The sequence below is a fragment of the Pseudomonas sp. YL2 genome (genome assembly GCF_023063025.1).
Lineage (GTDB): Bacteria > Pseudomonadota > Gammaproteobacteria > Pseudomonadales > Pseudomonadaceae > Aquipseudomonas > Aquipseudomonas putida_A.
In genome coordinates this window covers 136,537-159,908 of record NZ_JAJSLU010000002.1, presented here as the reverse complement: position 1 = coordinate 159,908, position 23,372 = coordinate 136,537, and the positions used below count along the sequence as shown (strand labels likewise).

General features: G+C 59.9%; 16 protein-coding genes. 2 read left to right on the top strand and 14 right to left on the bottom strand.

The features are described 5' to 3' along the window. Positions 1–113: 113 nt before the first annotated feature. The 10 genes from eprS to LVD08_RS03675 all read right to left on the bottom strand — a co-directional run bounded on the left by eprS (position 114) and on the right by LVD08_RS03675 (position 14,236). Positions 114–3,065, bottom strand: a complete 2,952-nt coding sequence (gene eprS / locus LVD08_RS03720) for an autotransporter serine peptidase EprS (protein WP_247267438.1) — start codon at positions 3,063–3,065, stop codon at positions 114–116. A 246-nt stretch (positions 3,066–3,311) separates the two neighbouring features. Further along, complete coding sequence (locus LVD08_RS03715; protein ID WP_098964081.1) at positions 3,312–4,670, bottom strand: TolC family outer membrane protein; 1,359 nt, start codon at positions 4,668–4,670, stop codon at positions 3,312–3,314. A gap of 2 nt (positions 4,671–4,672) precedes the next feature. Then, entirely contained in the window at positions 4,673–6,022 is a 1,350-nt protein-coding gene (locus tag LVD08_RS03710) for an HlyD family type I secretion periplasmic adaptor subunit (protein ID WP_049827896.1), read from the bottom strand. Further along, entirely contained in the window at positions 6,019–7,794 is a 1,776-nt protein-coding gene (locus LVD08_RS03705; protein WP_247267437.1) for a type I secretion system permease/ATPase, read from the bottom strand. The genes LVD08_RS03710 and LVD08_RS03705 overlap by 4 nt, the downstream gene beginning before the upstream one ends. Positions 7,795–7,998: 204 nt before the next feature. After that, positions 7,999–8,427 (bottom strand): AprI/Inh family metalloprotease inhibitor, encoded by a 429-nt coding sequence (locus LVD08_RS03700; protein WP_247267647.1) that lies wholly within the window; start codon positions 8,425–8,427, stop codon positions 7,999–8,001. A gap of 93 nt (positions 8,428–8,520) precedes the next feature. Further along, positions 8,521–9,984, bottom strand: coding sequence for a serralysin family metalloprotease (locus LVD08_RS03695; RefSeq protein WP_247267436.1), 1,464 nt, complete (start codon positions 9,982–9,984; stop codon positions 8,521–8,523). A 460-nt stretch (positions 9,985–10,444) separates the two neighbouring features. Further along, positions 10,445–11,530, bottom strand: a complete 1,086-nt coding sequence (locus LVD08_RS03690; protein ID WP_247267435.1) for a polyamine ABC transporter substrate-binding protein — start codon at positions 11,528–11,530, stop codon at positions 10,445–10,447. Between the two features lie 55 nt (positions 11,531–11,585). Beyond that, positions 11,586–11,930: a cupin domain-containing protein gene (locus tag LVD08_RS03685; protein WP_247267434.1), complete on the bottom strand. Its 345-nt coding sequence runs from the start codon at positions 11,928–11,930 to the stop codon at positions 11,586–11,588. 31 nt (positions 11,931–11,961) lie between these two features. After that, a complete protein-coding gene (locus tag LVD08_RS03680; RefSeq protein WP_247267433.1) occupies positions 11,962–13,368 on the bottom strand; it encodes an NAD(P)/FAD-dependent oxidoreductase in 1,407 nt (468 codons plus the stop codon). Between the two features lie 52 nt (positions 13,369–13,420). Further along, entirely contained in the window at positions 13,421–14,236 is an 816-nt protein-coding gene (locus LVD08_RS03675) for a helix-turn-helix domain-containing protein (RefSeq protein ID WP_027612776.1), read from the bottom strand. A 263-nt stretch (positions 14,237–14,499) separates the two neighbouring features. On the opposite strand from LVD08_RS03675, the gene LVD08_RS03670 reads away from it, so the two are divergent. Next, on the top strand, positions 14,500–14,772 hold the full coding sequence (locus tag LVD08_RS03670) for a DUF1652 domain-containing protein (RefSeq protein ID WP_025109621.1): 273 nt from the start codon (positions 14,500–14,502) through the stop codon (positions 14,770–14,772). A gap of 60 nt (positions 14,773–14,832) precedes the next feature. On the opposite strand, the gene LVD08_RS03665 is transcribed toward LVD08_RS03670, so the two are convergent. Continuing rightward, positions 14,833–17,307 carry a UvrD-helicase domain-containing protein gene (locus tag LVD08_RS03665; protein WP_247267432.1) on the bottom strand — a complete coding sequence of 825 codons (2,475 nt, stop codon included), beginning with the start codon at positions 17,305–17,307 and terminating at the stop codon, positions 14,833–14,835. A 278-nt stretch (positions 17,308–17,585) separates the two neighbouring features. On the opposite strand from LVD08_RS03665, the gene LVD08_RS03660 reads away from it, so the two are divergent. Beyond that, positions 17,586–18,281, top strand: a complete 696-nt coding sequence (locus LVD08_RS03660) for a pirin family protein (RefSeq protein WP_247267431.1) — start codon at positions 17,586–17,588, stop codon at positions 18,279–18,281. Positions 18,282–18,460: 179 nt separating this feature from the next. Here the strand turns inward: LVD08_RS03660 and pgm are convergent, their stop codons facing one another. The 3 genes from pgm to LVD08_RS03645 all read right to left on the bottom strand — a co-directional run bounded on the left by pgm (position 18,461) and on the right by LVD08_RS03645 (position 23,122). After that, complete coding sequence (gene pgm / locus LVD08_RS03655) at positions 18,461–20,107, bottom strand: phosphoglucomutase (alpha-D-glucose-1,6-bisphosphate-dependent) (RefSeq protein ID WP_247267430.1); 1,647 nt, start codon at positions 20,105–20,107, stop codon at positions 18,461–18,463. A gap of 96 nt (positions 20,108–20,203) precedes the next feature. Next, complete coding sequence (locus tag LVD08_RS03650) at positions 20,204–21,604, bottom strand: aminotransferase-like domain-containing protein (protein ID WP_247267429.1); 1,401 nt, start codon at positions 21,602–21,604, stop codon at positions 20,204–20,206. A 48-nt stretch (positions 21,605–21,652) separates the two neighbouring features. Further along, positions 21,653–23,122: a hypothetical protein gene (locus LVD08_RS03645; protein WP_247267428.1), complete on the bottom strand. Its 1,470-nt coding sequence runs from the start codon at positions 23,120–23,122 to the stop codon at positions 21,653–21,655. Positions 23,123–23,372: the final 250 nt, after the last annotated feature.

Below are 23,372 nucleotides of genomic sequence, written 5' to 3'. Positions count from 1 at the left end.
CCAGTCGAACCCGGTGTGGCGGATTTACGACTGCTGCGCAGCCGAGCGGGAGCAAGCTCCCTCGCCACAGGTATGTGTTCACAGCTCCTACAGGGTTACGCGTACGCCCTCCGTCAGAACTGCCAGTTCAGGCTCAGCCCCACGCCGTGGCTCTTCTCGCGGTTGGCCAGTTGTCCGTTGTAATCCAGGTTGACCCGCACGTCCTTGCTCAACGCCAGGCTGGCTTGTACGCCGACCAGCGCCGCGTCACGCACCAGTGCCGAACTCCCGACCGCGTACGGTGTGCTACCGCTGGCGAAACGCAGATGCTGTTCGGCGTCGATGTCGCTGAGGCTGTGCTGCCAGCCGAGGTGGCCGCTGACGTCCAGTGCCTGTTGCGTCGACAGGTTGAAGCGCTTGACCGCGCGCACACCGAGGGTGCTGAGGACCGCATCACGCTGCTCGCCGGAGCTTTTCAGCGCCGCCCCGTCGCCCTTTTCGGTGAAGCCGTCAGTGTCCAGATGCACGTAAGCGAGGTTGGCGAACGGCTCCAGTGCCAGCGGCTGCAGGTTCAGCCGATAAGCCGCTTCACCGAAAACCTGCGTGGTCGCCGCATCGACCTTGGCTTTCTGTTTGGCGCTGACGTCGCCGTATTGCAGATCGCGTTTCACATCGGCGCGATGCCAGCTGTAGGCCGCGCCGGTGCTCAGGCGCCAGCCGCCGATGTCATGACCGGCGTAAGCGCCGAGGTGATAGCTGTCGACCTTGGCCGACGAATGCGTGTCCGAGCCCATGTTCAGCGAGCTGTCGCTGTAACCAGTGACCAGACCGATGCGGGTCTGCTCGTCCAGCGCGCCGTCGACACCGGCGAGCAAGCCGCCGATCGAGGTGCTGTAGCGCGAAGTGTCGTTACCGGAGTTGGTCGAACCCCAGGCACCGAGGGCCTTGATCCAGCCATTGCTTTGCGTGGCGTTGGCATCGTGCAGACGCTCACCGACCGCGTCGCGCAACTGGCGGCTGTCATTGATCAGCATCGAGCCGAGCGCCGGGTAGATTTCGCCGCTCAATTGCTGGAAGGCTTGCTGCGCCGAGGCGGCAGACGCCGACAGCAGCAGGCTTTCGTACACCGAATTGCCGGCGCCGAGGCCTTCGACGGCGGCCGCCACCGCACGCTGATTCGGGGTCTGCCCGACGCTGGCGAACGAGGTGGCGTTGCGCTGAATGTCGAGCTGAATGGCGTTGGCCGTGTAGTCGAGGTTGCCGCCGATGAACAGGTAATCCGGCAGCACCGCGCCGAACTGGCCCTCAATACCACCGGCCGCTTGTAAAATGTCGTACGAATGGCCGAGCAGGCTGCGGGTTTCAGTGGTGCTGAGCAGAGTCGGACTGTTTTCCAGCGACAGGCTGACCGTGGCACCGCTGATGCTCGCGGTGCCGCCAGCGACGATGCGGTCGCTGCTGGTCGGCGACAGCTCGACCGCGTAGGTCGAACCGGGGGCAAAGGTCACGTCACCGGCCACGCTCAAGGTGCCGATGGAGTTGCCCGGCGCCACGCGGCCGCCGCTGTTGGCGAGCAACGAGGCGATCCGCCCGGAACCGCCGAGGGTGCCGCTGTCGTTGACGGTCACCGCAGAGGCCAGCGAGCCGTTGACGCTCAACAAGCCGCCATTGACCGTGGTCGGGCCACGAAAGGTGTTGTCGCCGGTCAGCAGCAAGCGCCCTGCCCCGGATTTGATCAGGCTGCCCTGATAGACCCGCGTCGCCGCTGCGGCATCGCGCGCCATACCGACGGCGTAGTCGGTCTGATCCTGCTGACTGGCGCCGGCCGGAATACCGTTCTGCCAGCCCTTGTCCTGCAAGGTCTGCTGCCAGGCGCCGTGTTCGGCGAGGTCTTCGCGCTGACGCTGAATCAGCGCCTTGTCGGAGATGTCATTGCTCCACACATCGCTTTGCCCGGTCGCCAGATTGGCATCGAACGCGCCGAGCAATTGCCCCGGCCCGCGCATCGCCCGATCGAGGTTGGCCACGCCCCAGCCGACCCGTTCGGTCGGCGCATCGGTGACCGCGCCGTCGAGTTGCGTGGCGGTGGTCAGCAGCACTTCCAGCGCCTGCTGGTTGTTCATGTACGGGTAGCGTTCCATCACCAGCGCCAGTGCCCCGGTAGCGTGCGGCGCGGCCATCGAGGTGCCGGACTTGATTGCGTAATCGCCACCCGGAATGGTGCTGTCGATCTTCGCCCCCGGTGTGGTGATGCACCAGTATTTGGCGATGCCGCACTGGTTGTACTTTTGCTGATTGCTTTGGTCCAGCCCGGAGACTGCCAGCCAGTGGCCTTCGAGGTCCGGCTGAAAGTACGGCAGCGCCGAGCGCACGCTGGCGTTCGGGTAGCCGCTGTTGCCGGCACTGAACACGTTGATCACGCCACGGCGCGAGACGTCCGCCGCCGCGTCGAGCCAGGTGCCCTGATTCCAGTGCTGAGCGTACGCGGCGTGCAGATCGGCCAGGGTGCGATAGCTGACATCCGGCGGCTGGCTGCCCCAACTGTTGTTGATCGCACGCACGCCGGCAGCGGCCAGGGCGTCATAGGCGGCTTTGAAATAGCGCGGATCGGGTTTCGGGCCGAACAGAAAGCTGTCGTTGTTGTTGGTGTTGCCGACGTAGATTTGCGCGTTGTACGCCACCCCGTGCATGCCGGTGCCGTCACGGCTCGCGCCCATGGTGCCGACCACGTGGGTGCCGTGGGAATCGTTGTTGGGGTTGAGGGTGCCGTTGACGTTGAACAGTGAGCCGTCGACGTAACTGCCGGAGGCCAGCACCGGGTGATAGCGGTCGCTGGCGAACTCGGGATGGGCGGCGTCGAAGCCGGAGTCGAGGGCGCCGATCTTTACGCCTTTGCCGGTGATGCCGGCAGCGTAGGCCTGATCCGCCTGCATCCGCGCAAGGCCCCAGTCACGCTGGAATTCGGCGCTGCGCCAACTGGCGGGATCGCCGGGCTTGCCGGTTTCAAGGTACTGCGCATTGGCTTGCGCGATGGAAACTGCGAGCAACAGGGTGCCGACCGCTGCCGGCTTGATGCGTACTTCCATGTTCACCACTCACTTTTATTGTTTTATGCAGGTTCTTCTGCGGTGTAAAACCCTCACCCCAGCCCTCTCCCAGAGGGAGAGAGAGCCAATCCGGGTGTCTTGAGCCATGCATCGACCTGAGAAACCGAGTCGATTATGGATTCAGCACCGCTCACTCATATCGGTGCCCATCTGGAACACCCCCCATTCAGTCCCCTCTCCCTCTGGGAGAGGGTTAGGGTGAGGGCCACTCCCAAGCCATGCACATTAGCGATGAGCAACACCGAACGCCTCATCCACCCGCGCCAGATCCTGTTCGTTCAAGGTCCCTGCGTAGTAATGCAGCTTGGTCCAGGCCATCAAGTAGTCGTAGCGCGCCTGCGCCAGATCGCGGCGGGTGGTAAACAGTTGCTGTTCGGCGTTCAGCGCATCGAGGTTAGTCCGTTCACCACCGAGAATGCTTTGCTTGGTCGATACCACCAGCGCTTCAGCCGAGGCCAGGGCCTTCTGGTAGGCGCGCAGTTTGTTGACGCCCGACAGGCAGGCGCTGAACTGGCGGCGCAGTTCGATCAAGGTTTCGCGGGTCTTGCCGTCGAGTTCGTATTCCGCCTGCTCCATGGTGCGGCTGGCCTGACGGGTCGAGGCCGATACCCCGCCGCCGGCATACAGTGGAACGTTGACTTCAAAGCCGATGGTATTGGTGTCGTAGCGCTGGTTATAGGTGTTGCCGCTGTCCGATTCAGTCTTGCGGATCGACGCGTAGGCACTGACTTTCGGCAGGTGCCCGGCGCGGTTGCGCTCGACTTCGTACTTGGCCACTTCCACCGCCTGGCGTTGCGACGCCAGATTGGGGTTGTTGCTGATCGCCAGCTCATGCCAGGTGTCGTAGTTGGCTGGCATCAGGGCGAAAGTCTGGAAGTTCTGATCCAGTGGCGCCAGCTCGCTGATGTCCACCGTCTGCACGCCGACCAGCGCGCCCAGCTCACGCAGCGCGGCGTCCTGCTCGTTGCGTGCCTCGATCTCTTCGGCGGTCGCCAGTTCATAGCGCGACTCGGCTTCGAGAATGTCGGTGCGCGTGCCCTCGCCCTGCTTGAACATGTGTTCGTTCTGCTGGAACTGCTGCTCGTAAGCCTTCTTCTTGGCCTGGGCGATGTCGATCTGATCCTGGGCGAACAAGGCTTTGGTGTAGTTGTCCAGCACCCGTACCAGCAGCTCCTGACTCTTGCCGCGAAACGCCTCGTCGGCGAACAGCGACTGCGCCACGCCTTTGCGATACGCCGCGTAAGCTTCGTAGTCGAGCAACGGTTGCTGCAAGGTCAGCGTCGAGCCGTAGCTGTTGTAGTTGCGGTCTTCGGTCAGGTTGCCGCGGGCGGTCAGTTGCGTGGCCTTGGAGGTGTTGTGACCCCGGTTGTAGTTGTAACCCAGTCTCGGCAACAGCCCGGCGCGGCCGATGATGCGGTTTTCCAGGCCCGCGTCGCGCTCCTTGATCGCGCCGAGGAACACCGGATCGTTGCGCAATGCCTGTTCGTAGACCTCGAATGGCCCCATGGCCGCCAGCGCGCTGTTTCCTGCGAGCAGCGCGAACGCTGCTCCCAACATCGAAAGCTTATTCATACAGCCGAACATCCTTATTCTTCAGTCAATGCAGAGCCAGCGCGATCGAGCAGTGGTTTGAACAGGTAGTTGAGCAGTGACCGTTCGCCGGTGCGCACGAACATTTCCGCCGGCATACCGGGCTTGATCACCAGGCCATGGAGTTTTTCCATCGCCTGATCACTGACGCTGCTGCGCAACACGTAGTACGGCACGCCGGTTTTCTCATCGACCATCTGGTCGGCGGAAATCAGGCTGACCTCACCCGGTACACGCGGGGTCTTGCTCTGGTTGAACGCGGTGAACAGGATATCGACCGGCAGATGCGTGCCGACCTTGTCGATCAGGTTGATCGGCAAGTGCCCTTCGACTTCCAGGGTGGTGCCTTGCGGGACGATCTCCAGCAGGGTTTCGCCCTGACGCACCACCGCGCCTTCGGTGTGCACGCCAAGGTTGACCGCCACGCCGTCGGCGGTGGCGAGGATCTCGCTGTGTTGCAGGTCGAAACCGGCCGAGGTCAGTTGCTCGGACAGGGTCACGCTTTTGAGTTGCGCGTCGGCCAGTTGCGTGCGCACTTCCTTTTGATATTCCTCGCCATGCTGTTGCAGTTTCAGGCGCGATTCGAGGATGCCCTGCTCCACCCGGCCGCTTTCACCGGTGTTTTCCGCGAGTTGCTGCTGCACTTGCGACAGCTGACGCTGGTACTCCATCAAGCGGTTGCGCGGGATGTAGCCGTTGTCCGCCAGTGGCTGCAGGTTGCTCAGTTGCTGTTGCAGCGAATCGGCTTGGGCGTTGAGGTCGGTGCGGGCGCGGCGCATGCCCGCCAGCTGCGCGGTGGCGCCTTCAATGCTGGCGCGCAGACCGGCCTGCTCGCGGTAGAACGCTTCGCGACGGCTGCTGAACAGTTGACGCTGGCCTTCAAGAACCAGCGCCAGACGCGGATCCGGGTCGTTACTCAGTTCGGCAGGAAAGGTAATCTCTTTGCGGTTGTCGCGCTCCGCCTGCCAGCGTGCGAGGCTGGCCCAGGCCATGCGGTACTGGGCTTGCAGCGACTGCACGTCGGCGGCCACCTGGGTCTGATCGAGGCGAAACAACGGTTGACCCTGCTTCACGATCTCGCCTTCGCGCACCAGAATCCGGCTGACCACGCCGCTGCTCATCGACTGCACAGCTTTGCGCTTGCCCGAGACCACCACGGTGCCTTGCACCGGAATCCCCTGATCCAGCGGCGCCAGTGCGGCCCAAGTGAAGAAACTGCCAGCGCCGACGATGGCCAGAATCCAGCCCATGCGGGCGAAGAATTTCGCATCGCGCTCCGGGCGCTCGGTGACGTACGCGTGTTCCATGGAGGCTTCGTTTTCAGTGTTCATGCTGGCGCTGCTCATACACCCGAATTCCTTGTCGAGGGCTGGTACTGCCGGCTCATGCTGAGCCCGCCCGGTGCCTGCGCGGATTTTTCCCGTTGTTGTTCCTGAGCGCCGGACAGCGCCTTGAGCACTTCCTGACTGGCGCCGAACGCCTGCAAGCGGCCATCGTTGAGCACCAGCAGTTTGTCCGCCTGAGCCAGTACCGAAGAGCGATGCGTCACCAGCACCACGGTGGTGCCCTTGGCCTTGAGCTGGGCGATGGCGCTGGCCAGCGCGGCTTCACCGACAGTGTCGAGGTTGGAGTTCGGCTCATCGAGCACCACCAGGCTCGGATCGCCATACATCGCACGGGCCAGGGCCACACGCTGCTTTTGACCGCCGGACAGGCCACTGCCATCCTCGCCCAGTTGCGTGTCGTAGCCTTGTGGCAGGCGCAGAATCATCTCGTGGACGCCGGCCTGTTGCGCGGCGGCCACGACCTTCTCCGGGTTGGCTTCGCTGAAACGGGCAATGTTTTCGGCGATGCTGCCGCTGAACAGTTCGATGTCTTGTGGCAAGTAGCCGATGTACGGGCCGAGCTCGTCGCGGTTCCAGCGATGGATGTCGGCACTGTCCAGGCGCACGGTGCCGCCGAGGGTTGGCCACACGCCGACCAGCACACGGGCCAGAGTCGACTTGCCGGAACCGGAAGCACCGAGCACGCCGAGCACTTCGCCAGCACCCAGATTGAAATTGATCATCTGCAGGGTTGCCGCGCGCTGCCCGGGAGGGCCGGCACTGACTTGCTCGAAAGTGATCTGGCCTTTCGGTGCCGGCAGCGCCATGGCGTCGTCACTCGGCGGGAACGCCTGCAGCAAGGAGTCCAGACGACGATAGGCCAGCTTCGCCCCGCTCCACTGTTTCCACACGGCGATCAACTGGTCGATCGGGCTCAGCACGCGGCCCATCAGTATCGAACCGGCAATCATCATCCCGGCGGTCATGTCGCCCTTGATCACCAGTAACGCACCGAGGCCCAGCACCAGCGATTGCAGGCACAGGCGCAAGGTCTTACTGATCGAGCTGATCACCGCGCCGGTGTCGCTGGCCTGATTCTGCAGGCCGAGGAAACGCGAGTGCACACCGAACCAGCGCTTGCGCAACGCGCCGAGCATGCCCATGGCCTGAATGGTTTCGGCGTTGTGCAGGTGGCTGGTCGCCAGTTGGCTGGACTTCTGCGAGTAACCGGCGGCTTCCCCCAGCGGTTTTTTGGTCATGTATTCGTTGAGGCAGGCCAGCGCAATCAGCAGCAGCGCACCGGCCGTGGCGAGCACGCCCAGCCAGACGTTGAACAGGTAGATGACAAACAGATAGACCGGGAACCATGGTGCGTCGAAAAACGCGAACAGGGCCGGCCCGGTGACGAATTGCCGAATGTGGGTCAGGTCGCCCAGCGATTGCCCGGCGTTGCCCTCGCCCTTGAACAGGTTGCGCTCGAATGCTGCCTGATACACCCGCAGGTTGAAGCGGCGCTCCAGTTGGCTGCCGATGCGGATCACGATGAAACTGCGCACCACTTCCAGCATGCCGATGAACGCGAAGAACCCGACGACCATCAACGACAACATGGCCAGGGTGGTTTCGTTCTGCGAAGACAGCACGCGGTCATAGACCTGCAGCATATAAATGGAGGGCACCAGCATCAGCACGTTAATCAGTGCGGTAAAGCACCCGACGCTGATCAGAACGCTTTTATAGTCACCCAAAGCCTTGAATAAGGGAGCGGTGGCTGGGGCCTTCGCCATCTTCATTGATTATTCCTGCAATAATTTCCCCGCCATTCTTTGGCGAGACGCTTCCAATAATTATCCGTGCGCAGACCGGACGGGTTCTTGCAACTTGCATTTACATTTCAATAACAACTTCCGTTGCTCAACGGCTATTCGACGTATCGGGCTGCCACTTATAACTGCAACGTGAAACCTTATATTCAACTGTGCAACCGATTTCGCTGTTCACTGCGTTGGAGTATTCCGTTTCAGCGTAATCTCCAGTCCCGACTTCAAAGTGCTCAGATAAAGCCCATCACGTTGTCGGCTGAAGAACTGGATTCTTGAACCTTCCTTGCCCGTAATCGACAAGCCGTCCGGTTCAGGAAACCAGCCGATTGGCGCTTGCTCAAGCCATGCCCCCAGGCATTCGGCGCCCTTGCCCAGCGTCTGGTTCGGTTCAAGATCGATCAGGCAAGTGTTCGACGGCTTGTCCTGCAATGCCTGCGCCTGTGGTGCGTCGTCGGGCGCAGTCAATACAGCCTGCCATTGCCCGGCAAAAACCGATGGATCTTCAAGTCTGAGGCTGCTTGCCATGGTTGTTTCTCCAGAAATCATGATCAGCGCCGCCGAAAGCCACGCCATTGCCTTGTAGGTAAAAACTTTACAGATCATCAGAAAATTCACTCCAGCACCTAGCCTTGCCCAGCGGCCAGGACGATGCAAGTAAAGAAAGCGGCGCATCAAGCGCCGCTTTCCCGTTTTACATCACGCCACGATGTCGCTGGTCGCTGCCTGGCCCACGGTGCTGACCTGGAAGTCCGCCACACCGTGCCCGGAGAAGTCCACCGACAACAGGCTGTTGCCGCCCGACGAGGTCAGGATCGCGTCGCCGGCCGAACCGGTGAAGCTGCTGACAAAGTGCAGGCCGGAACCGTTGGTGATGGCGCTCAGGTCGATTTTGTCCAGACCGCTGACGAAATCGAGGATCTGATCGATCGCACCCGGCTTGGAGTCGGAGCTGGAGGCGAACACGAAAGTGTCCGAACCCGAACCGCCCCACAGTTTGTCCGCACCACCGGCGCCGTAGATGATGTCGTTGCCGGCACCGCCCTTCAGCTCGTTGGACGCACTGTTACCGATCAGCAGGTCGTTGCCCGAACCGCCGATGGCGTTCTCGATGGTCACGCCCTTGGCGATGGACACGTTACCGATCATGCCACCTACGTCGGAGAACGAGGCTTCATTGAGGTTGATCTTCTGGTTCTGGGTGAAACCCGAGAAGTCGAAGGTGTCCTTGCCGCCCGCGTCCCACACCGAGAACACCAGCTTGTCGCTCGACGACGAGGCGCTGAGGAAATCGCGACCGGCGTTGGAGTTGAAGCCGTAGGTGGTGTCACCGGTACGGGTGGTCAGATTGGCGCCGTACAGCTTCTGGATCGCTGCAATGTCGTCCATCAGCGGGCCGGAGGCATAGGCTTCCACACCGCCCTTGCTGAAGTTCTGGGCGGTGTTGCTTTCGCTCCAGTAACTCATGAGGCTGTAACCGCGGGTGTCTTGCCCGTAGGAAGCATCCTTGTAAGTCGGATTGCCTTCGCCGGCGTTGTAGTCGCCAGGGTGAGACAGGCCCAGGGTGTGGCCGATTTCGTGGGTCAGGGTTTGACGCCCGTAATTGTTCAGGCCCGGGGTCTTGTTGACGTCATAGCCACTGCCGGTCAGGTACCAGGATTGACCGTCATAGCCTGGCTCGGTGCCTGGCAGGAACGCAAACGCCGCCGCGCCTTCCTGACCGCCACTGTAGTTACCGAAGGTCATGTGACCGTCGCCACCACGGGCCGATTCGGTGAACGTCACGTTGGCGACATCCGCCCACGACTGCATGGCGAGCACGGCCTGGGCTTTCTGCAGGGAGCTGAACTGACTGAAACCGGTGACGCCCAGGCCGCTGAAGTTAGCGGTTTTGGCGGTCAGAAAGGTGTAGGTCAGTTCGATCTTGCCGCTGTTGTCGAGGTCGTGCCAGGAGGCACCGTCGCGCAACAATTGAGTGGCGGCTTGATCCACCGAGAAGGACGGTTTGCCATTGACCGTGAGGTTGCCGCCACGATCGTATTGATGGCTGAAGCTATTGATCTGGTTCCAGGCAGAGCTGGTCGCAGCCAGAGATTGCGCTGCGCCGACAGGCACGAATGTGTCTGCGGTGATATCAATAGCGTTCGCTTTTACTTTCGACATAAACACACTTCCTTGTTTAGCAATGGAACAGTTTTTGTCAGATAGCGACGATCCCTGGCGAGATCGTCCTATCACTCGCCCAATGAAGGCGTAAGAAACCTGACACAATTTGAAATCTGTCGTCTAGCGTTTTTTTGAGATCAAATTGAACTGTTGCGTAAAACTGCCGAAAACAAAGCCTGCGGGGTCGAAAGATTGTTTTACCGGGCATCACCACGCCCAATTGTCTGACGATTTTCTATTTAAATATTAAATATTAGTAAGTTGTTTTTTGTTAGACGCGTCTCACTTTCCTGCACTCTACTAGTGCAATGCCAGTGTATTGATATCAAATAAAATGCTGCGCTGAAAACACATTGTGGGAGCGGGCTTGCTCGCGAATGCGGCTTATCAATCAACATAATTGCTGACTGAACGGACGCATTCGCGAGCAAGCCCGCTCCCACAGGAATGAAGTGAATCAACTACCCGTTCGAATCTTGTTCCACACCCGTGTGCGGATCCGGTCAATGTTCAGCGGCATTGCCTCCAGCGCAAACAGCTTGCCCATCATCTCCGGGCTCGGATACACCTTGGTGTCACCCTTGATTGCCGGATCGATCAGGCTGTCGGCCTGCTGGTTGCCAATGGCGTAGTGCACGTAATTGCTGATGCCGGCCATCACATCCGGACGCAGCAAATAGTTCATGAACGCGTAACCGGCCTTCTCGTCCGGCGCATCGGCGGGCATGGCGACCATGTCGAACCAGATGGCGGCGCCTTCCTTGGGAATCGCGTAACCGATGTCGATGCCGTTCTTCGCTTCCTTGGCGCGGTTTTCCGCCTGCAAGATGTCACCGGAGAAACCGACCGCCACGCAGATATCGCCATTGGCCAGGTCGCTGGTGTACTTCGAGGAATGGAAGTAGCTGACATACGGCCGCACTTTCATCAGCAGTGCTTCGGCTTTCTTGTAGTCCTCGGGGTTCTTGCTGTGGGGCGGCAGGCCCAGGTAATTGAGCGCTGCCGGCAGCAGTTCCGGGCCGTTATCGAGGATCGCCACGCCGCACTTCTGCAGTTTTTCCATGTATTCGGGCTTGAAGATCAGATCCCAGGAATCCACTGGCGCGTTATCACCCAGCACCGCCTTGACTTTGGCGACGTTGTAGCCGATGCCGGTGCTGCCCCACAGATACGGAAAGCCGTGCTCGTTGTTCGGGTCGTTGACCTGCAAGGCCTTGAGCAACACCGGGTTGAGGTTTTTCCAGTTCGGCAACTGGCTCTTGTCGAGCTTCTTCAGCGCCCCGCCCTGGATCTGCCGCGCCATGAAATGGTTGGACGGGAACACCACGTCATAACCGGATTTGCCGGTCATCAACTTGCCGTCGAGGGTTTCGTTGCTGTCGTAGACGTCATAGGTGACGCCGATGCCGGTGTCCTTCTGGAAGTTTTTCGTGGTGTCCGGCGCGATGTAGTCCGACCAGTTGTAAATTTTCACCGTTTCGGCGGCATGGCTAATGGAGGCGGCCAGCAGCAGCGGCGCCAGAGCAAGGGTTTTCTGGATCATGAGGTGATTCCTGTAGTGGCTATTTTTGTTGGCAGGCAATCAAAGGATCAAACAATCAGAAAATAAGAACGTAGGTCTTGCGCACGGTCTCCTGGATATCCCAGATGCCGAGCGTATTGGCCGGCAACATCAGTGCGTCGCCACCTTGTATGTGCAGGGTTTCGCCGCCGTCGTCCGGAGTGAACGTGCAACGGCCGGAGATGAAATGGCAGAACTCCTGCGCGGTGATCTGCCGACGCCAACGCCCCGGGGTGCATTCCCAGACGCCGGTTTCGACGCCGTCGTCGCGCTCGACGCTGGTGGTCGAGGCAATTGCGATCGGCTCGCCGAGTGGCACGGCGACCGGGCTGGATTCGTCCAGTTGCAGGTTGGCGGTGTTCTTGAACTGCGTAATGCTCATGGTGGGACCTGTCTTGTGAAGAAAACGGCGGTTAGTGCATGAAACCTTCCATGAACCCCGCGACCTGACTGGCCAGCTTGCGCCGCCAAGGTGCGCTGGCCGGGTTGGCCAGGGTCTGGTCTTCGTGGACGAAACTTTTGATGATCGCGTTGTAACCGAGCCAGCGGCACGGCTCCGGCTCCCAGGCGCGTAGCGCATGAATTCCGCCGTCCGGCAGCACCCACGGCTGATGCACCAGTTCGGTATCGCGCTCAAGAATCAGATCGGCCAGGGTGCGGCCGCCGAGATTGCTGGCACCCACACCCTCCCCGCCATAACCGCCGGACAACGCGATACCATTGGCGCGATCGCAGAGCATGTGCGGCTTGAAGTGCCGGGACATGCCGAGGTTGCCGCCCCAGGCGTGGGTGATCTGCACGTTTTTCAGCTGTGGGAACAGTTCGCCGAACAGATAGCGGCGCAGTTCGACTTCATCACGGGTCAGATCGAAGTTATGGCGCAGTTTGCCGGCGAACTGATAACCGCCGCGGGCGCCAAAGACCAGACGATTGTCGGCACTGCGCTGGCCATAGGTGACCTGACGGCTGAACTCACTGAAAGCCTGGCCACGGTTGAGGCCGATTTCATCCCAGGTCGCTGCCGACAACGGTTCAGTGGCGACAATCAAGCTTTGCACCGGCAACTGATAGCGGCCCAACGGTGGGAGCGTGACCGAATAACCTTCGACCGCCGGCACAATCCAGCGACTGCGCACACTGGCCCTGGCCGTGCGCAAACTGCCGGACTGCCAATGGGTGACTGGGCTGTTTTCATAGATCTTCACGCCCATGCTCTGCACGGTGCGCGCCAGACCGCGCACCAGTTTCGCCGGGTGAATGGTCGCCACGTGCGGCGCATAAATGCCGCCGTAGGGTTTCGCCACACGAATCTGTTGCGCCAGTTGCTCGGGGTTCAGCCAGCGGTAATCGTTGTCGGTCAGGCCTTGGGCGTGCAGTTTGTCGAGGTATTCGCGCAGGCTGGCTTCCTGCTCCGGGTAACGGGCGGCGCAGTACAGTACCCCGCCTTTACGGTAATCGCAGTGGATGCCCTCACGTTCGAGGACAACTTCCACTTCATCAGGAATGCTGTGCAGCAGATCAAACGATGCGCGACGTTGTTCTGGAGAGAGACCGGCGAGCAGTCGATCCTCGCCCAGCAGGTTACCCATCAGCCAGCCGCCATTGCGCCCGGACGCGCCGAAACCGGCGGTTTGCGCCTCGACGATGGCGATATCGAGACCGGGGGCGAGCTTTTTCAGGTAGTACGCGGTCCACAACCCGGTATAACCGGCGCCGATGATCGCCACGTCGACATCCAGATTCTGTTCCAACGCCGGCCGCGCAATCAACGGCTCGTCGAGTTGATCCATCCACAAACTGATAGTGCGCCACGCCGGCATGCAAGACTCCGCCACTGAAAACCTTCGATGGCGTCGATCCTAGTGCGTGACTTCAATCACTGTCTTGCGCGCGTGCCCGCAAAGAAATTTGTTTGGCGTAGGCCTTCGGCGACTGGCCGGTGTGCTGGCGAAAACAACTGTAAAACGCTGACAGCGAGTTGAAACCGGCAGCAAACGCCAACTCATCGATACGCAGCGGCGGCGTGGCCTGATCCAGCGTCTTGAGCAAGTGCTGCAGGCGGGCCTGGTTGACGTAGCGGTAGAAGCTTTGGCCGAGCACCTGATTGAGCAGGTAGGAAATCTGATTGCGGCTGTAGCCGCACTCCTTCGCCACCCGTTGCAGATCCAGTTCCGGATCGAGATACGGTTGCTGGCGTTCGAAATATTGCTGCAGATCCTCGGCCATGAAACTGATCTGGCGCGGTGACAGCCCCAAGCGACTGACCGCCGGGCGCTGACTGGGTGCGACAGCGCCGTTGGTTTGCGTGCGGACCAGCGAGGCGTATTCGTTGACCCGCCAGATCAGGCCGTCCTTGACCGTGATCGCTTCGCTGGATCGGAACGACACCAGCCCGTCGCCACCGCGCAAAGTCACTTCGTATTGAATGAACGCGGTGTTGCCATCCACGCGAATCCGGTCGCAATGCTCGAGCGCTTCGTCGGATTCTCGCGGCATGCTCACGCGCACGTACTCGCGCAATTCGTCGAGGCCGAGGACCCGGTTCTGAAAGAAATCGTTGTATTGGACGTCCGGGTGATACAGCGCCATGACGCTGTCCAGATCGCGGTGCTTCCAGCTCAGGTGGTAACGCATGACCGTGGCGGCCGTGGCCGGGGTCTGTTCTGGGCCGTCATCGTCGGCGTGCATAAAGGGCTCGGCGCAAAAGCACCGAGCTTGCCCAAGTTCGACAAAACGATCAACGAGCAAACGGTAGTGGCCATTTGGCGATGACTGATCCCGACGTGACTTACATCAAAAAACGCGCAGCAATCGCAAAATGAACTGAAAAATCTCACGGAAAATTCACATGCGGGTGCTACTTTTAACGTCACTGACCGGTTGAGCCAATGAAGGCTCTTCCCACCTAACATGAGCAAAAGGAAGCGCTCGATGAAGAAGGCGGGCAACACATGAATAAAGGCTCCAGTAAAGTCACGTTTCCCAATGCGTGCCAACTGATGCGTTGGCACTTTCATCCCATGGGTTTTGAGGCAACGATGGATGCGCCGGGCAGCATGATTGCCCGTCTGTTTGATCGTGCCAGCGGTGAAACCATGATCGCCATCGCCGGTATTCCTTGTGCGACGGTGATGAACGCGGCCGATGTCGAGCGCATCATTGAGGCTGTGGAAGACGAACTGGAGGCTTTCATTCCTCCGGAATCTCTCAAGAGTTACGCATAACCTATTGTTTTACATAAAAAAAGCCCGCCAATTCAGGCGGGCTTTTTTTGTGCTTGCGTGCTACGCGTTTTGCGGCTGTTTTCGGTGATCGACGAAGAATGCCTTGCCTTGGGCAACCCGATCGGACGCCCTTGGCATGTTCACCGCCTGGGTATCCTGCGGCTCGACGTACCAGTAGCAATGGCTGACCGCCCGGGTGATACCAACGTAGGCCAGCCGCAGGATCTCGTCCTTCTGCGCCGTATCATAAGGTTCACTGTCGCCAGCCTTGCCCAAGCCGGCCATGCGATACACCTGGTTCTTGTAGGGCGAACTGGTCAGGTGCTGGCAGTCACCCAGCAAAAACACCGCATCGGCTTGCAGGCCCTTGGCGCTGTGGTAGGTGAGCTGCTTAAGGCGCCGGGCCTCGTACGGCAAGCTCGAATCCACATTAACTACAGGATTAATATGCTGCTCAATCAATGACTTATCACTGCTTTTTCGATAAAGCATCAAAATTGAATCGCCGCGATTGTAATGTTCAGCCAGGCGCTGACCCAAAGCCTGATCATCGCGCTCCAGCACACTGACTGGCTGCAAGGCCTTGGGCGCACCGCTGGCCTTGGCCTTCTTGCCGGGGATTGCCGGCGCGGCACGAACGATGTGTTCGGCAGCATCGATGATGTGCTGATGGCTGCGATAGTTGTCGCTGAGCATCACCCGAGTAGTGCTCGGCGACGGGAATTCCTTGTTGAACTCCATGAAGTAACTCGGCGAACTGCCGCGCCAGCCGTAGATCGACTGCCAGTCGTCACCCACACAGAGCAACGACGAACGCTGCGCACCTCGCCCGACGTGCATGGCCGGGCCGCGACTGCGGATTTCCGCCAGGCTGGCGCGGATCCATGAAACGATTTGCGGCGATACGTCCTGAAACTCGTCGATCATCAGGTGCGACATCGGTCGCAGCAGCTCATCACTGAGCAGCTTCAGGTTCTCTGGCGAATGCTCGCTGAACAGCGCAAACATTCGGTTGTAGGTCATCACCGGAGGCTTCTGATCGAGCAGATGATCTTCCAGGGCGCGCCAGAACAGGCTCAGCGCCTCGAAGAAGAATCGATCCGGGTCGTCCTTGGCAAAGCTCATGCGGCCGACGGCATCCGGCACATCCAGCCCAAGGTTTTCGATAAAGCCGGCCGCCGCAACAAAACAGTCCAGTAACGGCGCCGAAACCAGTTCACCTTTGACCTTGTAATCGAACCCCGGACCCGCGCTCGCATCGCCAGCCAACGTCGACAGAACCCGCTTTGACATTTCATAGCTATCCAGCCAAATCAATGGCTTATGACAGAAAGCTTGAAACAGGGTGCGCTTCACAGCCCATTCAGCACGCACGCTAAGCTTGGCGTTGGGGCGGCAGATTTGCGGGTTTTCCCGGTGATCGAAGCCGAGCACTACCCAGGCATCGAGGCTGGGAATGTAGCCGTGGCAGTGAAAGGACGAACCGTTGATCTCGAACGTCTGCCGGCTGGGCTCAATGCCCTTGATCGGCCAGGCACCGGCGCGAAACCACAGGTCTTCGATGGCATCGCACAGTTCTTCGTCGCGTTTGGCTGCCAGTTCGGTCACCGCCATGCGCTTTTGCACGTCCGGGTGATCGCGCTCAAGCTCCTTGAGCTGCAAGGCAGCCTTGGCCAGTGGTTGAATCAACTGGCGGAAACGTTGGTCCTGATTGAATAACCGGTGGTAGCAGGCGTTGAGCTGCTGGCGCTGGGCATCATTGATTCGCAGATCGAACGGGTTGCTGTCGACCTCCTCGTCAGCGCCTTGTGGCCGATTGCTTAGATTTTCAAAAGCCTGCAAGCGTTCGAACCCCGGCAGGCTGCGTACCATCGGCAAAATGCGTGAGTGAAAGGTGCGCACCAGTTCCCGCGCCTGTTGCAGGCTCAATGGCTGGCCCCAGAGCGCGAACATCTCGATAAGCTTATTGATGAAGTCCTTGCGCGACTCACGGGTGAAGGTCACCACGGTCATTGAATCCAGCTCAAAGCCCAGATAATGCGTGAGCAGCAGAATACGCAGCACCAACGTGGTCGACTTGCCTGCCCCGGCTCCGGCGATCACCGAGGTCGAAGGAGTGTCACTGAAAATCATCTTCCATTGAGCGAGGCTTGGCTGGGCATGCGCGGGCAGCAGGCGCGCCACATCGGCTTTCATGCGCTTCTTCAGCTCGGCGCTGAGCGGCAGACGCCAGTCGTCGAACAGATGATTATCGACGCTCGGCGGACGATGCTCGGTGCTGCGACTGTCACGAATCAACAGCACCTGCCGGCCTTCTTCCAGGCCTTCGAGTTTCCCCTCCTTGAAGCCGTACTCCACGCCAGCGGTGTGTCCGCTGCGAAAACCGTCCGCCTGGCCGTGCAGCCACGACGCACGGTGTTGAGCGCGCAAGCGTGTCAGGCCATGGCCGAAGAAACGTGCGGCCAGACGCTTGAACCATGGCATCTCGGCCAGTGGGCGAAGTTCGGGAGGAAGATCGGGAGTGTGTTGCGCCACGCTGAGGGGCTCCAGTGGGTGAGGCTGTTGGGGGCTATGGTGGCTTTATTTGCTCATGAGTTCTAGCGAAATGCTTACAGCTCATTGGTTTAGGCGATGAACTGAAAGTTGGATGAGATCGTTTCGAGCCAGATTCTCATCAACGGATTCGATGAGAATGCCGCACTTTTTACGCTTTTTCTCGATGGTTGCCTCATGGATGATGCCCGTCATAACCGACGGTCTCGCTTCGTGGCTTTGGCGTTACGCCCCATGACGAACCTTTTGAGGAGACGATCATGCTTGAACTCAGACCTTTCAATACACTGGGCGGCGCTCACCACGGCTGGTTGGATGCCCATCACCACTTTTCGTTCGCCGAATACTACGACCCGCAACGCATGAACTGGGGCAATCTGCGGGTGTGGAACGATGACGTGATCGCCGCCGGCACCGGATTTCCACTGCACCCGCACCGCGACATGGAAATCATCACTTACGTGCGTGAAGGCGCGATTACCCACCAGGACAACCTTGGCAACAAGGGCCGTACTGAAGCAGGCGACGTGCAGGTCATGAGTGCCGGTACCGGCATCGCACACAGCGAGTACAACCTTGAAGACAAGGAGACCCGAATCTTCCAGATCTGGATTCTGCCGACGGAAACTGGCGCGCCGCCATCGTGGGGTGCCAAACCGTTCCCCAAAGGCCAGCGAGAAGGCTTCGTGACCCTGGCCAGCGGCAAGGATGGCGACGACCAGAGCCTGCGAATTCGCGCCGATGCGCGCTTGGTCGCGGCCAACCTCAAGGCCGGCGAAACCGCTGAGTATCAGCTGGAGGCGGGACGTCGAGCCTACCTGGTGCCCGCCACCGGCGTGATTGAAGTCAATGGCTTGCGCGCGAAAGCTCGGGACGGTGTTGCCGTCGAGCATGAGTCGGTGCTCACGGTAACGGCGCTGGAAGACAGCGAAATCGTGTTGGTGGATCTGGCTTAGATTGCGGGTATGAAAAAGGGTGACCAATTGGGTCACCCTTTTTACACAGGATTTAACGGCTGCCAACCTTGTGGCGAGGGAGCTTGCTCCCGCCGGGGCGCGAAGCGGCCCTGTTTTGCGACTGCTTTGCAGCCGAGCGGGAGCAAGCTCCCTCGCCACAGTTTTTTTGGTATTTACTACTATTTCGTAGAAATAGCACCATCCACCAGGGTTTGCGCTTCGGCCACCAGTTGCTTGAGGTGGTCGTCGCCAATGAAGCTTTCGGCGTAGATCTTGTAGATGTCTTCGGTGCCCGAAGGACGCGCGGCGAACCAGCCGTTCTCGGTCATCACCTTCAAACCGCCGATGGCCTGATCATTGCCCGGCGCATGGCTGAGAATGCTCTGAATCTTCTCGCCTGCCAGCTCGGTCGACGTTACTTGCTCCGGCGATAGCTTGCTCAGCAGGGCTTTCTGCTCAGGGTTGGCCTTGGCATCGACGCGTACCGAGAACGGTTCGCCGAGTTCATCGGTCAGGGCGCGATAGGCCTGGCTCGGGTCACGGCCGGTACGGGCGGTCATTTCGGCTGCCAACAACGCCGGAATCAGACCGTCCTTGTCGGTGCTCCAGACGCCGCCATCCTTGCGCAGGAACGAAGCGCCAGCACTCTCCTCACCACCAAAACCCAGCGAGCCATCGAACAGGCCATCGGCAAACCATTTGAAACCAACCGGCACTTCGTACAGACGACGTCCCAGGCGCTTGGCCACGCGATCGATCAGGCCACTGCTGACCACGGTTTTACCCACGGCCGCGTCGGCGCGCCATTGCGGGCGGTTCTGGAACAGGTAGTCGATAGACACCGCCAGATAGTTGTTCGGTGCCAGCAGCCCACCCGACGGGGTGACGATGCCATGACGATCGTGATCCGGGTCGCAGGCGAAGGCCACGTCGTAACGTTCCTTGAGGCCGATCAAACCTTGCATGGCATGGCTGGACGACGGGTCCATGCGGATCTGACCGTCCCAATCGACCGTCATGAAACGGAAAGTCGGATCAACCTGCTTGTTCACCACATCCAGATCAAGACGGTAACGCTCGGCAATCGCCGACCAGTAGCGCACCCCTGCTCCGCCCAATGGGTCTACACCCAGACGCAGCTTGGCGTCACGGATGGCATCGAAGTCGATCACATTGATCAGGTCTGCGACGTAAGTGTTCAGAAAGTCATGACGGTGGGTGGTGCTGGCCTTGAGCGCCTGCTCGTAGCTGATGCGTTTGACGCCTGCCAGCTTGTTGGCCAGCAGTTCGTTGGCCTTGGCTTCGATCCACTTGGTGATGTGGGTGTCGGCCGGGCCGCCGTTGGTAGGGTTGTATTTGTAGCCCCCGCTTTGTGGCGGATTGTGCGACGGCGTAATCACGATGCCATCGGCCAAGCCCGAAGTGCGGCCACGGTTGTAGCAGAGGATTGCATGCGAAATCGCCGGTGTCGGCGTGTATTCGTCACCTTCGGCGATCATCACGGTCACGCCGTTGGCCGCCAGCACTTCCAGCGCACTGGCCCCGGCCGGGGTCGACAGCGCGTGAGTGTCGATACCGACGAACAACGGGCCGTCGATGCCCTGGGCTTCGCGGTACAGGCAGATCGCCTGGCTGATCGCCAGAACGTGCCACTCATTGAAACTCAGGTCGAAGGAGCTGCCGCGGTGCCCGGAAGTACCGAATGCAACACGCTGGGTGGCAATCGAAGCGTCCGGTTGGCCGGTGTAATAAGCCGTTACCAGTCGCGGGATGTCGACCAACAATTCTGCTGGTGCCGGTTTGCCCGCAAAAGGACTGATAGTCATGCAAAACCTCTGAAATAGAGTGGTTCAGGAAATACAGCGCAGTTTACTGACAGTTCGACCGCAGCGCGACGGGATCTATCCGACAGATTTCAACGTTCATTCCAGCGGCGCCAAGCGCAGCGCCTCTCCCAACCTCTCGAGTGCTCCGCCCAAGCCGCTCTCGCCGTGATCCAGCAGGTTCAGGCGCAGATGCCGACGGTGCAATCCCTGCAAGCTGAACAGTTCGCCCGGCGCAATCAACACCTGTTGCCTGAGCAGGCGCTGAAACACATCGCGCATGTCCACCGGCCGCCGTGCCCGCACCCAGACCGTCGCCCCACCTTGTGGCTCGACAACCTGCAGCGCTTCGCCCAGACGTTCGCGCAACAAGTCGATCATTGGCGTACGGCGTTCCTTTAGGCGCCGGCGAAGTACGTGCAGATGCTGATCGACCCGACCGTTTCCATACAGCCGGGCAATGGCTTTCTGGCGAACGGGCGACAACCGGAACGAGCGCATCAGAAAATGCCGCTGCATTTCGTGCTTCCATTGGCGCGTCAACACGTACCCATAAGGCGCTTCGATACCGATGAATTTCTCGAACGTGGAGAAGACCAGCAGTCGGTCAGGGTCCAGTTGATCACGCAGACGCTCGACGCCCATTGCCTCGCCCAGTTCACCGTAGCAGTCGTTTTCCAGCACCCAGGTGCCGTGCTCGCCAAGCAGGCCGGCGATCGCATTGCGGTTATCCGCTGGAACCTGTGTACCGCGCGGCATGCACAGGCCCGAGGACAGCAGAATCAACCGCACGTCTTCGGTCTTGAGCAGTGTTTCCAGCCGCTGCAGCTCCAGCCCGCCACAGGCCTGCAACGGCAGTTCGATTACACGCACCTCAGCCGCCTGCAGCAACCGCAGTATCACCCAGTCACAGGGCGACTCGACCAGAACGGTTGTGTGCCTGAGCTGCAGAACGGCCACCAGGATCTCCAGCACCCCGCGCATATCCGCGCCGATGTAAACATCCTCGGCGTGCCAGCACTGCTTTGGCGAGGTGGTATAGCGGGCCGCCAGGACGGCGCGTAATTCCAGTTCACCACAAGGCTGGTCGAGCAACGGCGGCTGGCGGGGATACTGGCGCAGCAGCTCACGCTCCAACAACAGCAATGGACTGTCCAGTGATTGCAGCGAAACCGGATCATCAGCATTCAACAAACGCATACCCGGGTGCCGCGCGTTGACATAGAGCGTTTCGAGCAGATCATTGCTCATGGCAGGTGGCGTCCCCCCCGAAACCGCCCTGGCGTAATACCCGGACTTGGCCACCGAATAGATCCGCCCTTCCTTTTCGAGCAACGAGTAAGCGTATTGAATGGTCGAGATCGACACGTTCAAGCGATCTGCCAACTGACGCAACGATGGCAGCCTTGAATTGCCATCGCAAGCCGACTCGGCCATCAAGCGCATCAGGTATCGATAGACTGCCTGGTAGGCGAAACCGGATTCCCGTACAGCCTTCATGAGACGGACACCATAACCGTTGGTGCGCCCAAGGATCGCTCGCTCACTTCATCGTTCCACTGAACGGTCACCCACGCCGGCGCCATCGAGGCCTGCCGCGTCGAGTGCGGTCTCCAGTGTTTGCCGGGCCGCACCGTGCGCAGGCAAGGGTTCCATGGCGTAGAGGTGGCCGATGAGCCGAACCGGTAAACCGCTGACGTCCATCATCCACTGCATTACCTGCTCCGGGCCGTGCAGCCCCTGCATGGCCCGATGCAAATCAGGCAGCGCCACCAACATGCCGGGATGACAGCTGCGCAGGAACCGCTCGAGCCCGGCTCCACGCTCGATGAACGGCGTGAACAGCAGGCAGACCCATTGTGCTTCGTTCAGACCGTAAGTCTGGTGCAGCCAGCTCGCCGCGGCTTCGCGCAGTTCTTCCGTGGTCTGCCGTTGCCCCAATCTTGCGATCATCTGCTCGCAGACCGGTTCCGGCACCCGCTGCAGCTGCATGTTCGCCAGCATGCGCTGGACATGTTCCGAGAACCCCGCTTCATAGCTGCGATCGCTGAGGAACTCGGCTTCCAGGCCGCGTAAATGGGCCTCGATCAAAGGGTCGGCGTATTCGCCCTCACCCTGGTGAAACACCCATTCCTCTGCCTCGAACCCCAGAAACTCGCTCAGTAGCGGCCAGCGTTCTTCAAGATTGCCGACCGCCATGTCATGAATGTCGACAAATGTCGTGCGACGACATGACTCGAAGCCACCCTCGGGACGCCAGCATTGCCGCTCCGATTCGGAGTAAAAACCGCGATACAAATCCCCTCCCAATCCGTCCAGCAAAGCGAACAGCTCATCGAACGTCCCGGAATTCGGCGTCAGCGCCCCGATACCGGCCTTCTGCACGGCCCGGTCCAGGTCTTCGACAAACTGCTTCTGACGACGCGGCGATTCGCTGGCCAGCCAGGCATCCACGCCGTTACTCCAGCGAGCAATCTGGCCGTAAAATTCGGCCCAGGCCAGGCAGGCGTCGTCCCGCCACTCAAGCTTCTCGCCCATGGCACGTCGATGCCCCATCATCAGCAGATTGGTGCGATGGGCGTCCGCACTGTCCATTCCGAGTGGCGCCAGATGGTTGAACGGCAACACTTGTCGATGTTCCACCATGAGCAACTCGACACGGGGGTCGTCATACAGAAACAAGGCAGCGAAGCTGCGGTGCATGTTGTTCAGCGCCGCCGTCCCCGATTCGCTGCGGCGCAAGGTGGCCACACGTAACTGGAACGTGGCGGGCGCGCGGCCGGCAATACTCAACTGGGCGGCGCGCAGCAGCGCCAGCATGTAGCAACTGTCACGGGTACCGGATGGCGTCACCATGACCTTGTATTCACCCATGCGCTCCATTCCGCCGGCGGCGACCACCAGACGCTGGATCAGCAACTGCAGCGCTGTGCGCTCGGCTCTGGAAAAGAAACTCAGCAGGCGTTGCAATACTTGCTGGTAGACATAGTTCATTGCCTGATCATGGATCGTGCTCATCAGTACTTTACCCGGCATAAAAAATTCATATCGCGCATCAGCGATGACGCTGGCGCAATAAATTCATCAATAAGTAATAGACGATCAAATACTAACACTTATGATTTTGAAGTTATTTGAAACACTTGACGCAAGGAAGTCAGCAATCCCACCACCTCAGACAACGTAACCCACTGTCAGCATTGAGTTTTTTTTGATCAGAAAATATCTGAGGAAACTTCTTACAGCGTCCCACGAACATTGAGTACAA

Excerpts from the sequence above, each read along its gene's own strand:
- eprS (WP_247267438.1), bottom strand. The coding sequence starts at position 3,065 with ATGGAAGTACGCATCAAGCCGGCAGCGGTCGGCACCCTGTTGCTCGCA.
- LVD08_RS03715 (WP_098964081.1), bottom strand. The coding sequence starts at position 4,670 with ATGTTCGGCTGTATGAATAAGCTTTCGATGTTGGGAGCAGCGTTCGCG.
- LVD08_RS03710 (WP_049827896.1), bottom strand. The coding sequence starts at position 6,022 with ATGAGCAGCGCCAGCATGAACACTGAAAACGAAGCCTCCATGGAACAC.
- LVD08_RS03705 (WP_247267437.1), bottom strand. The coding sequence starts at position 7,794 with ATGAAGATGGCGAAGGCCCCAGCCACCGCTCCCTTATTCAAGGCTTTG.
- LVD08_RS03700 (WP_247267647.1), bottom strand. The coding sequence starts at position 8,427 with ATGATCTGTAAAGTTTTTACCTACAAGGCAATGGCGTGGCTTTCGGCG.
- LVD08_RS03695 (WP_247267436.1), bottom strand. The coding sequence starts at position 9,984 with ATGTCGAAAGTAAAAGCGAACGCTATTGATATCACCGCAGACACATTC.
- LVD08_RS03690 (WP_247267435.1), bottom strand. The coding sequence starts at position 11,530 with ATGATCCAGAAAACCCTTGCTCTGGCGCCGCTGCTGCTGGCCGCCTCC.
- LVD08_RS03685 (WP_247267434.1), bottom strand. The coding sequence starts at position 11,930 with ATGAGCATTACGCAGTTCAAGAACACCGCCAACCTGCAACTGGACGAA.
- LVD08_RS03680 (WP_247267433.1), bottom strand. The coding sequence starts at position 13,368 with ATGCCGGCGTGGCGCACTATCAGTTTGTGGATGGATCAACTCGACGAG.
- LVD08_RS03675 (WP_027612776.1), bottom strand. The coding sequence starts at position 14,236 with ATGCACGCCGACGATGACGGCCCAGAACAGACCCCGGCCACGGCCGCC.
- LVD08_RS03670 (WP_025109621.1), top strand. The coding sequence starts at position 14,500 with ATGAATAAAGGCTCCAGTAAAGTCACGTTTCCCAATGCGTGCCAACTG.
- LVD08_RS03660 (WP_247267431.1), top strand. The coding sequence starts at position 17,586 with ATGCTTGAACTCAGACCTTTCAATACACTGGGCGGCGCTCACCACGGC.
- pgm (WP_247267430.1), bottom strand. The coding sequence starts at position 20,107 with ATGACTATCAGTCCTTTTGCGGGCAAACCGGCACCAGCAGAATTGTTG.
- LVD08_RS03650 (WP_247267429.1), bottom strand. The coding sequence starts at position 21,604 with ATGAAGGCTGTACGGGAATCCGGTTTCGCCTACCAGGCAGTCTATCGA.
- LVD08_RS03645 (WP_247267428.1), bottom strand. The coding sequence starts at position 23,122 with ATGAGCACGATCCATGATCAGGCAATGAACTATGTCTACCAGCAAGTA.